7 protein-coding genes are annotated in these 14,362 nt (G+C 58.2%); 3 read left to right on the top strand and 4 right to left on the bottom strand.

What is annotated here, in order from left to right; genetic code table 11:
* Positions 1–200: 200 nt before the first annotated feature.
* From M0G74_RS14960 to M0G74_RS14950, 3 genes are all read left to right on the top strand, one after another.
* Positions 201–2,240, top strand: coding sequence for a glycoside hydrolase family 97 protein (locus tag M0G74_RS14960; RefSeq protein ID WP_248219191.1), 2,040 nt, complete (start codon positions 201–203; stop codon positions 2,238–2,240).
* Between the two features lie 403 nt (positions 2,241–2,643).
* Entirely contained in the window at positions 2,644–7,557 is a 4,914-nt protein-coding gene (locus M0G74_RS14955; protein WP_248219190.1) for a discoidin domain-containing protein, read from the top strand.
* 295 nt (positions 7,558–7,852) lie between these two features.
* Complete coding sequence (locus M0G74_RS14950; protein WP_248219188.1) at positions 7,853–8,866, top strand: LacI family DNA-binding transcriptional regulator; 1,014 nt, start codon at positions 7,853–7,855, stop codon at positions 8,864–8,866.
* A gap of 10 nt (positions 8,867–8,876) precedes the next feature.
* Here the strand turns inward: M0G74_RS14950 and M0G74_RS14945 are convergent, their stop codons facing one another.
* From M0G74_RS14945 to ugpC, 4 genes are read right to left on the bottom strand one after another with little or no spacing between them, the layout of a single operon-like run.
* A complete protein-coding gene (locus M0G74_RS14945; RefSeq protein WP_248219187.1) occupies positions 8,877–9,725 on the bottom strand; it encodes a sugar phosphate isomerase/epimerase in 849 nt (282 codons plus the stop codon).
* A 50-nt stretch (positions 9,726–9,775) separates the two neighbouring features.
* Positions 9,776–10,696 (bottom strand): sugar ABC transporter permease, encoded by a 921-nt coding sequence (locus tag M0G74_RS14940; RefSeq protein ID WP_248219184.1) that lies wholly within the window; start codon positions 10,694–10,696, stop codon positions 9,776–9,778.
* Positions 10,693–12,942, bottom strand: coding sequence for an extracellular solute-binding protein (locus tag M0G74_RS14935; protein ID WP_248219183.1), 2,250 nt, complete (start codon positions 12,940–12,942; stop codon positions 10,693–10,695). Before M0G74_RS14935 ends, M0G74_RS14940 begins: the two co-directional genes overlap by 4 nt.
* Positions 12,936–14,036: a sn-glycerol-3-phosphate ABC transporter ATP-binding protein UgpC gene (gene ugpC / locus M0G74_RS14930; RefSeq protein WP_282450237.1), complete on the bottom strand. Its 1,101-nt coding sequence runs from the start codon at positions 14,034–14,036 to the stop codon at positions 12,936–12,938. The genes M0G74_RS14935 and ugpC overlap by 7 nt, the downstream gene beginning before the upstream one ends.
* Positions 14,037–14,362: the final 326 nt, after the last annotated feature.

Genomic DNA, 14,362 nt, shown 5'->3' with positions numbered 1-14,362 from the left:
AGTCATCTTCGCCTTTCCCCGCGTCCAGCATTAACGGCCCCGGGGATTTTTTATTCCAGTATCGAAGTAATGATGTTCAGAACTGAAAATGAAAAGGTTGAAAACGATTTCAATCTATAGACAGGTCGCGAAGTGAATCTTTACCATCGATGCATTGAAAACAGATAAAAATCATTTGTGATAAAAAGAGTTAACCAGCGATGAACAACTTCCCTTTGTCCTCTCTACTAGCAGCCGGTATCGCCATGGCCCTGAGCGCCGGCGCCACCGCTGACGAGATATCCAAAACAAACCTGGCGTCGCCCTCGGGAAAGATCGCGGTGGATTTCTACCTGACCGATAAGGGGCAACCGGCCTATCGCGCCAGCTTTGCCGGAAAGCCAGTGATTGGTGAGTCCCTGCTCGGACTGGATTTCAAGTCCGCCAGTGACATGCTGGATGACTTTTCCATCGTCGACGTAAAAACCCGCAGTGCCGACAGCACCTGGGAACAGCCCTGGGGTGAGGAGCATTATATTCGCGACCACTTCAATGAAGCTGTGATCGCGCTGGAAGAAAAAGGACCCGCCACCCGCAAGCTCAACCTGATTTTCCGCGCCTACGACGACGGCCTCGCCTTCCGCTATCAGGTCCCCCAGCAGCAAGGTCTGGACAAAGTGGAAATCATGCAGGAGGCCACCGAGTTCAATCTGCTGGGGAACCACTCCAGCTGGTGGACCCCCGCGCTGGCGGGCGAAAAGTACGAGTACCTGACCGAGAATACGCCGCTGGACCAGGTAAAGCTGGTACATACACCGTTTACCATGAAAGATAAATCCGGTCTTGCCATCGCCATTCACGAAGCGGCGCTGAAAGATTACGCCACCATGAATCTTGCCGGTAATGGCACTGGCCTCAAGGCCGCACTGGTACCCATTCATAAAGACAGCCCGGTCAAGGTGGAAACCAGTACGCCATTTGCCAGCCCCTGGCGCACGGTGCAGATTGCCGAGAAGGAAACGGATCTGATTACCTCCTACCTTACCCTGAATCTGAACGAGCCCAATCAACTGGGTGACGCTTCCTGGATAAAGCCCGGTAAATACGTCGGCATCTGGTGGGAGTTACACCTGGAAAAAGGCACCTGGAACCAGGGCCCGAAACACGCAGCCACTACCGAAAATACCAAAAAGTATATCGACTTCGCCGCCGCCAATGGCTTCGACGGTGTGCTGGTAGAAGGCTGGAACTGGGGCTGGGACGGCGAGTGGTTCAATCACGGCGGGGCCGCGTTCAACTTCACCAAGCCCTATCCGGATTACGATGTGGATACGTTGAGTAAGTACGCCGCAGACAAGGGTGTGTACATTATCGGCCACCACGAAACCGGTGCGGAAACCGATAACTACGAGCGCCAGCTGGAAGACGCCTACGATTTCCTGCAGAAACACGGCATGAAAGCGGTAAAAACCGGCTATGTGGAGAGCGGCGAACTGCTCACTAATGGCAATTACCACCACGGACAGAAGTTTGTGCAACATGCGGAGAAGGTCACCAAAGTGGCTGCCGCGCACAAGGTCATGGTCGTCGCCCATGAAACCGTGAAAGATACCGGCGAGCGGCGGACCTACCCCAACCTGATTTCGCGGGAAGTCGCGCGGGGCCAGGAATACGATGCCTGGGCCAAGGACGGGGGTAACCCGCCGGACCACACCACCATCATCCCGTTTACCCGCCTGTTGGCCGGCCCCATGGATTTTACCCCAGGCACTTTCGATATCTCGCTACCAAGCCGGCCGGATAATCAGGTCAATACCACCCTCGCAAAACAGCTGGCGCTCTATGTGGTGATCTACTCACCGGTACAGATGGCCTCAGATCTGCCGGAAAACTATGCAAAATACCCGGATGCTTTTCAGTTTATCAAGGACGTGGCGACGGACTGGGAAACCACAAAAGTGTTGTCCGGTGAAATCGGCGAGCATATCGCCATCGCGCGCCAGCAACGGGATAGTGAAAACTGGTTTGTCGGCGCGATTACCGATGAGAAGGCCCGCGACATTGCGGTAAATCTGGATTTTCTCAACAAGGACCTGAGTTACACCGCCACCATTTATCGCGATGGTGACAAGGCAGATTATCGCCGCAACCCCGAAGACTATGTTATCGAAACCCGCAAGGTGAAAGCCGGCGATAAGGTTCGCGCTCAATTGGCCGCCGGCGGCGGTATGGCGATCAGCCTGCTGGCGGACCCACACTAACTCACACACTAACTCACACTCTCGATCTCGGTTCTCGTACTCAGAGGACAGTATTCATAGATGAGTCCGCCCGGCTAAGGTATCGGTAGCCGGGCGGCATACCCGACAGGGCCAGTGCCCTTTTTACAATAACAATAATAAAAGCACTCTAAAGCAGACGGTACGGATAGTTCTGTACCACGCCGTCATTTTGCGCTCCATCAAGCGCGAACAGTATTCAATTATTACCGGCAGTCCGGCGCCCTGTGGCCGGGGTAACCACACGCACGATTATCGAACCTGGAACTTGTTATTGAGTGTCCTTACGGGGTTCGTGCGCGCGTAATTCACAGGATTGGGTATGCCTGATTAAACAGAACTACCCAACTAGAACTACACAATAAACAGGATCGAGGAATCGATGATGAATCAGAAAACGCAAAGCGCCCACAGGCGTCGGCGCGGTGCCGGGCGCAGGCCTTTTGGCCTCGCAATGGGCCTGGCCGGGATCAATCTGTTGGTCGCCCTGCCCCTGCAGGCACAAACCAATCTCGCACCGGGCGCACAGCTGAGCGCCAGCTCCTACGCCGATGTGTACGGCGCAGGTAACGCCAATGATGGCAACCAGGCCAGTTACTGGGAAAGTGCCAACAACGCATTTCCACAGTCACTCACCGCGGATCTCGGCAGCAGTAAATCGCTCACCAGTATCGCACTGAAACTGCCGACCAATTGGGAGTCTCGCAACCAGACCCTGAGCGTCAGCGGCAGCAGTGATGGGGCCAATTACAGCACCATCGTTGGCAGTGCCAGTTATCAGTTTGACCAGGGCAGCGGCAACACCGTCACCATTCCGTTCGGTGCAACCGACGCGCGCTATCTGCGGGTTACGGTTACCGGCAATACCGGCTGGCCCGCGGCGCAAGCCTCGGAGCTGGAAATATACGGCAGCGATAGCAGTGGCAGCTCCAGTAGTAGTTCAAGCAGCAGTTCCGGCGGTAGTTCATCGAGTAGCAGTAGCGGCGGCAGCAGTGGCGGTACACCGAGCACTTATCCGGTGATCGATGCGAGTGCCAGTGCCAGCAGTGCGGTCGGCCACCTTCCGCCATCGAACATGACCGATGGTAATAGCAGCAGTTACTGGGAAAGCGGTGCGGGCTTTCCGCAGACGGCGACCTTTGATCTCGGCAGCCAGTACACGGTAGATCAAGTGACCATGAAGCTGCCACCGGATTTTGCCTGGCAGGCGCGTACCCAGACCATTACCATCACCGGTAGCGACAATGGCTCGAACTTCTTCCCGGTAGCGGCAACGCAGGGATACAGCTTTGACCCGGCGAGTGGCAATAGCACCTTTGCCAGCTTTGCCGAAACCGCACTGCGATTTATTCGTCTAGAAGTATCCGGCAATACCGGCTGGAATGCGGGACAGTTTTCGGAAGTGGAAATCCACGGCTACCCGGATCCGGTACCACCCAAGGTACCGCAAAACCTTTCCATATCCGGCGGCACCAGCACGACATTGTTCCTGAGCTGGGATGCAGCGGCACTGGCCGACGGCTATGAGATCCTGCGCGATGGCCAGGTGATCAACAACACCACGGATACCTCTTTCGCGGACAGCGGGCTCACCCCGTCCACCAGTTATCAGTACGCGGTGCGTGCCTACAATCAGTTCGGCACCTCCAGTGATAGCAACAGCGTCACCGGTACCACTCAGCAACAAGGCACCAACCCGGATCCCACCGTGCGCGGTGCCGATATGCCCTATTCCATCTACCAGGCGGAAAACGGCGTAACTGGTGGTGGCGCCCAGGTGCTTGCGCCCAATCGTATTATCGGCGACCTCGCCGGCGAGGCTTCCGGTCGCAGTGCGGTAACCCTGAATAACACCGGTGCCTATGTGGAATTCACCACCCAGGAAGACACCAATACCCTGGTTACGCGTTTTTCCATACCCGATGCCGCGGGCGGCGGCGGTATTTCCTCAAGCCTGAATGTCTATGTAAACGGTCAGTTTGAAAAAGCACTGTCACTGACCTCCAAGCACTCGTGGCTGTACGGCAACGAAGCCTCGCCCCAGGACAATCCCGGCGCGGGCGCGCCACGGCATATTTACGACGAAGCCAATCTGATGTTCGACCGGGTCATTCCCGCGGGCAGTGTGATTCGCTTGCAGAAAGACGCGGGCAATAACAGCCAGTACGCCATCGACTTTGTCAGCCTGGAAAATGTGGCACCGATCCCAAACCCGAACCCGGGGACCTTCGTGGTGCCGAATGGTTTCACACATCAGGCGGTGCAGCAGGCGATTACCGATGCCGCCGGCAGCGGTGCGGAAGGCGTCTATCTGCCGGCGGGTAACTACGAGACCAATTACAAGTTTCAGGTAACCCAGGCGCCGCTGAAAATTGTCGGCGCCGGCCCCTGGTATACACGCTTCTACACCCCGTCCACCCAGACCAACACGGATGCGGGCTTTGCAGTAGCCCAGGCAGCCAACGGTTCGACCTTTGCCAATTTTGCGTTCTTCGGTAACTACGTCGGCCGCATTGACGGTCCCGGCAAGGTGTTCGACTTCAACGGCGTGCGCAATATGACGCTGGACAATTTGTGGGTGGAACACCAGGTGTGCATGTTCTGGGGCGCCAGTGTGCACGATACGGTGATCAAGAACGCGCGTATCCGTAACACCTTTGCCGACGGGGTGAATTTCACCAACGGCTCCAGCGGCAACCATGTGTTCAACAGCGAAGCCCGCTCCACTGGCGACGACAGCTTTGCGTTGTTCGCGGCGACGGATAACGGTGGCGGTATCGTGCAGAACAACCTGTATGAAAACCTCACCGCCATGACTCCCTGGCGCGCCGCTGGGCTCGCCAGCTACGGCGGCCAGGGCAACAGTTTCCGCAATATTCAGGTGGAAGATACCCTAACCTATAGCGGCGTCACCATCAGCTCACTGGACTTCGGCTATGCATTTACCGGCTTCCAGTACACGCCCACCACCAATTTCGAGGGCATTACCATCCTGCGCTCCGGCGGGCACTTCTGGGGAGATCAGGTATTCCCGGCCATGTGGCTGTTCTCCGCCTCCAGCACCTTCCGCGGCATTCGCATTTCGGATCTGGAAATTGTCGACCCCACGTATCACGGCATCATGTTCCAGACCAAATACTCCGGCAGCCAGCACGAGAATGTGTTCGAGGATACGGTGTTCACCAATGTCACCATTTCCGGTGCCAAGGTCGATCCGCAATACCCGAACCGCTCCGGCTTCGCTATCTGGTCCAACCCCATGCCGGAAGCTGGCCAGGGCCCCGCGGTGGGCAATGTGGAATTCAACAACCTGACCCTGTTCAACAATGTGGTGAACATCAAGGATGAATCGCCAGATTTCCATATCACCATCAATGGATTAAATGGATCCAGTTCCAGCTCGAGTTCCAGTAGCAGCTCCGGAGGTAGTTCCGGTACCGGCAGCAGCTCCAGTAGTTCAAGCAGTTCCAGCGGTGCGGGTTCCAGCTCTTCCAGCTCAAGTTCCAGCTCGAGCTCCTCTGGTTCAGGTTCTGGCTCCGGATCAGGTTCTAGCAGTGGCGGCAGCTCCGGTTCGCCCCACCCGGAACCCGATGGTAGCCACGGCGCGGCCATGCCCTACCACCGTTACGACACCGATACCGCAAGCACTGGCGGCGGCGCCGTCGTGCGCAGTGCGCCTACTTTCGACCAGAGTCAGATTGCTTCGGAAGCCAGCGCACAAAGCTATATCGCCCTGCCCGCCAGTGGCAGCTATGCCCAGTGGACGGTGCGCAACGGTGAGGGCGGTGCCGGTGTGACCATGCGCTTTACCATGCCGGATTCTGGCGATGGTATGGGTATGAACGGCTCGCTGGATGTGTACGTCAACGGCCAGTATGCCAAGTCCATTGATCTCACTTCTTACTTCGCCTGGCAATATTTCTCCGGCGATCACCCCAACGATGCCCCGGGCGGCGGTCGCCCGCTGTTCCGCTTTGACGAGGTGCACTGGAAGCTGGATTCCCCACTGCAGGCGGGCGATGTCATCCGCATTCAGAAAGGCCCCGATGCCATCGAGTACGGTGTGGACTTCATCGAGATCGAGGACGTGCCAGCGGCCATACCCCGCCCGGCCAATGCGGTGGCGGTCACCGACTTTGGCGCTGTCGCCAATGACGGTATCGACGACCTTGCCGCGTTTGAAAGCGCAGTGGACCAGGCGGTAGCCACCGGCCAGAGTCTGTATATCCCGGCGGGCACCTTCCACCTGAACGATATGTGGCGGGTGGGTAGTACCGACAATATGATCCAGGACCTGACGGTACTCGGCGCCGGCATCTGGCACACCAATATCCAGTTCACCAATGCCAATTCTGCCAGTGGTGGTATTTCACTGCGCATACTGGGCCAGCTGGATTTCAGTCATGTATATCTGAATTCCAACCTGCGCTCGCGCTACAGCCAGAATGCGATTTACAAAGCGTTTATGGATAACTTCGGCAACGATTCCTATATCCACAATGTGTGGGTGGAGCATTTCGAAGCGGGATTCTGGGTAGGAGACTATGCGCACAACCCGGCGATTCACGCAGAGAACCTGCTCATCGAACACAGCCGTATCCGCAACAACCTGGCAGACGGGGTCAACTTCGCCCAGGGCACCAGCAACAGCATCGTGCGCAACTGCAACCTGCGCAACAACGGTGACGACGCCCTGGCGGTGTGGACCAGCAACTACAACGCGGCACCGCCCGGGGTAAACAACCTGTTCACCCACAACACCATTGAAAACAACTGGCGCGCGGCGGCCGTGGCTTTCTTTGGTGGCAGCGGACACAAGGCCAGCCACAACCTGATCGTGGATACCGTGGGCGGTTCCGGTTTCCGTATGAACACCGTATTCCCCGGCTATCACTTCCAGAACAACACCGGGGTGGAGTTTACCGATAGCACCATCATCCGCAGCGGTACCAGCCAGGACCTGTACAACGGCGAACGCGGCGCGATCGACCTGGAAGCCTCCAGCAACCCGATCCGCAACGTCACCGTTTCCCGCGTGGCCATCTATGACACCCAGCGCAGTGCCATCCAGGTGGGTTACGGCGGCGGATTCCAGAATGTGGTGTTCAACGATATCGTCATCGACGGCACCGGCCTCGACGGTGTAACCACCTCGCGGTTCTCTTCGCCACACCCGGGAGCGGCGTTTTTCTCCTATACCGGCAACGGCACCGTCAATATCAACAACTGGACCACCAGCGATGTGGCCCATCCGGATACAATTTTTATCCAGTCCGGCTTTAATCTGTTGATTCAGTAAATCTCGTCAGAAGTAAGTTGCGGGGCGCTCAGGCGCCCCTTTTTTACGCTTTAAAACCAGCAATTGTGAAAATATTTTCAAGTCGATAAGGGTCAACACTAAAACTAGCCGCCTTCTGAAAACGTTTCGAGTAAACGATCCATCCCAAGGCAAGAGAAAAACCTAAACCCCCGTCCCAAAGACAGTAGGGACAATGCACAAGCTTGCGACAAGCGCTATCATCGGGGATCTATGCAGTACCGATAAGACGTGCTTGTACAGAAGTAAAACAATTATAAAAACGAGAGAAAACGCCATGACAGGTATCATTGAGATCGCCAAAGCGGCGAACGTGTCCCCGTCCACGGTATCCCGGGTGATTCACAACCCGGAGCTGGTCAGCGAAGAGAAGCGCAACCAGGTGCTCGAAGTCATCAACCGCACCGGTTACACCCCCAGCAATCTCGGCGCCGGGCTGCGCAAGGCCAAGACCAACAATCTGGTAGCCATCATTCCCGACGTCACCAGCGCCTTCAATTACCCGGTGATCCGTGCCATCGAGAGTATCGCGCTGGAGAACGGCTATTCCCTGCTGCTCGGCGACACCCAGGAACTGGAAAGCCGCGAGCGCTCCTTCGCCGCCATGGCCCGCTCGCGCCAGGCCGACGGGATACTGCTGTTCTGCGCCAACCTGCCATTTGATATCGATCCGGATACCCCACTCAGCGAGCAGCTGCCACCGCTGGTGAACGCCTGTGAGGCCATCGATTTACCTGGCCTGCCCAAGGTGAACATCGACAATGTGGCGGCCGCAGAAGAAGCGGTAAATTATTTGATATCCCTCGGCCACAAACGCATTGCCGCCATCACCGGTCATGTAAAATCCCCCAGCACCCAAGATCGCCTCAAAGGCTACCGCTACGCCCTGCGCGGTGCGGGTATCCAGGTGGATGATGCGTTGATCGAGGCGGGAAATTACGGGCTGAAAGATGCGGAGCAGGCGACACGCAAATTGATGTCGCAGCCAAACCGACCCACGGCGATTTTCAATTTTAGCGATGAAATGGCCATGAGCTGCCTGGCCACCCTGCACGATATGGGCCTGCGGATTCCCGAGGATGTATCGGTCATGGGATTTGACGATATTTCCTATGCGGAGTACTGCTACCCCGCACTTACCACCGTAGCCCAGCCGATGACGGAAATCGGTATCGAATGTATGGAGCTGTTACTGCCGCAATTGAATGGCAAAAAAATGGAAGCCTGCAACAAGATACTGCCGCACCGGCTGATGATCCGCAAAAGCACCGGACCAGCGCCGGCCGGCTGACCCGACAGTATTAATCCCAGTTTTTCACGGCGCGCAGGCTGCGGTGAATGCTGTCGTAAGGTGCGACGGCATCGTCGCGCTCCACGAAACCGTATTCCAGCCCCGCTTTTTCCGCATGTTTTAGCAGCCCGGGGAAATCGATCACGCCCTGCCCCACATCGGCCATGGCCCCGTCATCTGTGGCGTCCTTCAGATGCCACAGCGGAAAGCGTCCCGGGTAGCGTTCAAAATACGCCAGTGGGTCCTGCCCGGCCTTGTGCATCCAGTAGATATCCATTTCAAAAAACACCAGGGCCGGGTCGGTGTTATCCAGTAACAGCTGGTAGGGAATAAATCCGTCGGTGCGTTCAAATTCGAAATCGTGATTGTGGTAGGCAAGGCTCAGGCCCGCCTCGCGGCACTGGCGGCCCCAGTCATTCAGATTCTGCACCAGCGCACGATAGTCGTCCGCAGTGCGCCGGCCCGGGTCCAGCCAGGCCAGTACCACATACTGGCTACCCAGCGCTTTTGCATCCGAAATGACCGAGGCAAAATCCGCTTCCATTTGTTCCAGCGGAAAATGGCTGGCCGGCGCAGCCAGCCCGTTATGTTCCAGTAACAATCGCACTTCACCGGCACTGCGACCAAAGAAACCGGCAAACTCAACGGTTTGGTATCCGGCGTCCGCCACCTTGGTCAGGGCTGTGTCCACACTTTCCTGCATTTGATTACGCAGGGTATACAGCTGCACGCCGTTCAGTTGTGGCTTGGCACTGGCGACAATAGATGGCGTAGCCATAGAAGGCGCGGCAATAGCCCCGGCCGAAACACTCAGGATAAGGCCCGCCAGCGAATAGCGATAAAAACGTAGTATGTTCATAAGACAAAACTTTTGGCTGGATTATTGTTGTTCCACACGGCAAAGGGACGCTAACCCTTGACTGCGCCGGCAGACAGGCCGGATACCAGGAATCGCTGTAACGAGAGGAACAGCAGCATAACCGGCAGGGATACCAGAATGGAACCGGCGGCAAAAAAGCCCCATTCGGAGGCATAGTCGCTGACAAAAAAGCGCAGTCCAACCGGTACCGTGTAACGGGATTCGTCGTCCATAAAAATAGAGGCGAGAATAAATTCGTTCCAGGCCGTCATAAACGCAAACAGCCCGGTCACCGCGATGGCTGGGCGCGCCAATGGCAGAATAATGCGGGTAAAAATGGTCCAGCGGCTGGCACCCTCGAGCAGCGCAGACTCTTCAATCTCATAGGGTAAAGTGTCGAAATAGCCCTTCAGCATCCATACGCAGAATGGCAAGGCGGTGATGGAGTACACCAGGATCAATCCCAGCCAGGAATTCCCCAGCCCCAACCACTGCACCACGATCACATACAGCGGTATCAGCATCAGTACCGCCGGAAACATCTGGGAAATCAGGAACAGCACCATGCCGCGATTGCGACCGGCAAAGCGGAAGCGGGAAAAAGCATAAGCGGCGCTGCAGCTCAGCGACAACCCAACCAGTGTGGTGGCAATGGCGACGACCAGGCTGTTACCCAGCCAGCGCAGGAACGGCTGTTCGGTAAGTACCGCGCGGAAATTATCCAGGGTCCAGCGCTCCGGCAGGGGCACCAGCGCCAGCAATTGCTGCCCGACACTGGCGCCTTCCGGCAGGCGCACCAGCGTCAATGACTGCTGCCCGGAAAACGCCAGGCTCACTACCCACAACAGAGGGTAGATCACCACCAGGCAGGAGGCCACCAGCAGCGCAAACCGCCAACTGAAGATATCCCGCAAGGCCGCGACCAACCGCGACGGCAGCAGATGCCTGAACCGCAAGGCCACGCCGTTCATCGCGCGGCCTCCAGGGTGCGGCTTATGCGCATCTGCCACATGGCGTAGCCGAACAACAACAGCAGAATCACCATGGAATAGGCAGCGGCATAAGCGTACTGGTATTTCTCAAAGCCGATGCGGAATGCCTTGGTAATCAGAATATCGTTGGCGCCCGCGGGAGCACCATCGCTCACCAGATAAATGACGTTGAACATATTAAAGGTCCACACCACCGACAGGATGACCGCCGGAATCAGCACCGGCTTGAGTAGCGGTAAAGTGATCGAGCGGAACTGAAACCAGCGCCCGGCACCTTCCACCCTGGCCACTTCATAGAGTTCCCGCGGAATCGACTGCAGGCCACCGAGAATGACCACCATCATGAACGGAATACTCAACCAGACATTGGTCACCAGCCCGGTAAAAAAGCTCGCCCCTATGGAATCGAACCAGGCCACCGGCGCCAGTCCCAGAACCTGCAACCCCTGATTGATCACGCCAAATTGCGGGTGGAACATCCCCTTCCATACCAGCGCGGTAATGTAGTTGGGGATGGCCCAGGGCAGGATCAGCAGCAGGCGAAACCCGTTGCGGCCAAAGATGGGTTTGTCCAGGGCCAACGCCAGTAGCAATGCCAGCCCCACCGCCAAGATGACATTGGTCGCGGTCCACAACACGGTTATCAGCAGGGTCCAGTAAAAGTTGTCGAAATCGATGCTCGCCTCGGCGCCCTGCCCCCGCCACAGGTGGAAGTCGCCGAGAATCGCAGCGTAGTTGTCAAACCCCACAAGGCGCGACCACAGCGGTGTGTGCTCGTTGAATACGGTGGTATCGGTGAATGACAGCAGCAGTCCGTAAAGCAACGGGAAAAATACCAGCACCAGCATGCCGAGCATGGCGGGCAGTATGTACAGGTAAGCGGTACGATTTGCCTGCCAGCCGGCGGCCAGTTGCGCGCGGTAGCGCCGCCAAGCCCAGAGGGCCAACAGCACCAGGGCCAGTGGCAGCAGCCAGAGCCAGCGGGGCATGCTTGTAGGCGTTTCCCCGCGTGCACGCGAGCGCTCCAGTCGCGCCAGGTCTGCACTCATGCGCCGCTGCAGCTGGCGCATTTCCGCTTCGGGTTTGGCCGCACCTTTCACGACTTTTTTCAGGGCATTGCCCAGTGGCACCCACAGCAGCGTCATGGCCGGCAGGTTGGGAATCGGCACCGCCACTTCCAGCTGGCGACGGAACGCCATGGCGGTGTCATTGGTGGCGATCCCCGAATGCTCGAAGGCACTGATATTGGCCGGCAGCTGCCCGCCCTCAATACCCATTTTTTCCGCCGAAGGGCGGCTGGTAAGGAAATCCATTACCGCCACCGCCGCCGCGGGGTTTTTCGACCAGGGCGAGAGAAACAACCCCTCCACCGCCACCCAGGGTGACAGCGGCAAACCGCTCTCGCTGTTGCTGGGCAGTGGGACTACCCGGTAATTCACCTGCGGCGCTATCTCCCCCAGCATCCAGGGGCCGCTGATCACCATGGCCGCGCGCCCCTGGTTGAACAGGCTGGTCACCAGGGTGCTGCTGGGTTCCTCCGGCAGGATGCGATCGTCGCGCACCCAGCGCACCAGCATTTCCACCGAGTCGATATTGGCACGGCTGTCGAGGTCCAGGTTGCCACCGCGGTCGAAGGGGCCGCGCCCGAAGCTGTTCATCAGCGCGCCGTGAAAGAAGGGTTCCGTATAGCTGTAGGCGAGGCCGAAACGCCCGGCCTTGCGATCGGTATGGCGGCGGGCTTCCGCCACCATGGCGTCGGTGGTGGCGGGAGCGGTTTGCACCAGGTCGGTGTTCAGAATCAGGGCCGGGCTTTTGAACGCGAGCGGCAGGCCGTAGAGGTCACCGCCAAAGGTCATGGCATCGATCAGGTTGGGGGGAAAACGCCGCAACAACCGCGCACTGATATAGCGGTCGATGGGCGCCACCGTGTGCCCGGCACTGGCCCAGCCACCCAGACGATCGTGGGCGAACACAAAGATGTCCGGCCCCTGCCCACGGGGTAGTGCAGCGGAAAGCTTGTCGGCATAGCCACCAAAAGGCACCGCCAGGGCTTTTACTTCAATCGCGCTCTGGCTGCGGTTGTAGTCATCGATCAACTGTTCGAAGGCGGCGCGCTCGGCACCGCGATAGCCGTGCCAGAGATTAAGGACTTCGGCGGCACTGACCCCGGCGGCGAGCGCCATCGACAGCAGCACAATAGCCAGGGAGGCCAGCCGCCTCAGCACTGCCCCACTCCCGCCCTGGCGCTGTCTGCGCGAATACGCTGCTGGCTCTCGGCATCGAATAGATAGATCGCGGTGGGGTCGAAGGCGAGCTCCAGGGCATCACCGAGAGTGAATGCCCGCAAACCTGGCAGGCGTGCCACCATCTGCGCACTGCCAGCGCGCAGGTGCACCAGCATCTCTGCTCCCAGGCTTTCCACCAGCTCGATCTGGCCTCTGAGGCGCGGCCAGTTGGCCGGCGCGCTGGCGGCGTAGAGCAGTTTTTCCGGGCGCAGTCCCAGCAGCAGTTTGCGCGCCAGGCCCTGCAACTGGGGGCGCGGCAGGGTAAGCAGATCGCAGCTCAACTGTGTGCCATCGTTGATCACCTCCACCAGGTTCATTGGCGGCGATCCCATAAATCCGGCAACAAAGGTATTGTCGGGGTCGTTGTACAGTTCCAGGGGCGTCCCCACCTGCATCAATGCGCCCTGGTTGAGAATGGCGATACGCGCTCCCAGGGTCATGGCTTCCACCTGATCGTGGGTGACGTATACGGAGGTGGTGCCCAGCTGGCGGTGCAGCCGGTGAATGACCCCGCGCATCTGTACCCGCAGCTCGGCGTCGAGATTGGACAGCGGCTCGTCGAACAGAAACACCTGCGGATCCCGCACCATGGCACGCCCCAGCGCCACACGCTGGGATTGACCGCCGGAAAGCTGCCCCGGCTTGCGCTGCAGCAGGCCAGAAAGCCCGAGGGTCTCCGCCGCCTCCCGCACTCGGCGCTCGATACCCAGCTTGGGGAAATTGCGCACCCGCAGCCCGAAAGCCATGTTTTCAAACACCGTCATATGCGGGTAGAGCGCGTAATTCTGGAACACCATGGCGATGTCCCGGTCTTTGGGGGGCAGGTCATTGACCCGGTGGCCGCCGATAAACAGGTCGCCGGCGGTGACGGTTTCCAGCCCCGCAATCATGCGCAGTATGGTGGATTTGCCACAACCGGACGGACCCACCAACACCATGAACTCGCCATCGCGAATCTGCAGGTCCAGCCCCGGCACGGTGGCGGGGCTGTCGCCGTAGCCTTTGCTGACGCGCTGGAATTCAATACTGGCCAAGGGCAAGGGACTCTTTCATCGTCAATCTCATCGTCTGATCTTTGATCATTGTTATTTTCGTCGGACGCGCTTCAATGGCTCCTGGCGGCTGATCGCCGCACAAGCGGAGAAGGCCGGTCATCAGCCTACCGTATGCGGTAGGCCCACGTCATCCACCTCCCTCTGAACCCGGGCCCCGACGCCAACAGATCAAACTTTAAACAATTCGTAGTCGCGAATACGCCCGATCACAAGCTGATACCGACCTGTCAGGAAGCCCTAGCCGCCGAAATTCCTCAGCCAACTTTCAGTTCTGGACCCCTGTACTAGATTTAACGGGCGCAGCT

The sequence above is a fragment of the Microbulbifer sp. CAU 1566 genome, assembly GCF_023156515.1.
Taxonomy (GTDB): domain Bacteria; phylum Pseudomonadota; class Gammaproteobacteria; order Pseudomonadales; family Cellvibrionaceae; genus Microbulbifer.
The sequence above is the reverse complement of the archived record's forward strand: the minus strand, read 5'-3'. Positions and strand labels throughout refer to the sequence as shown.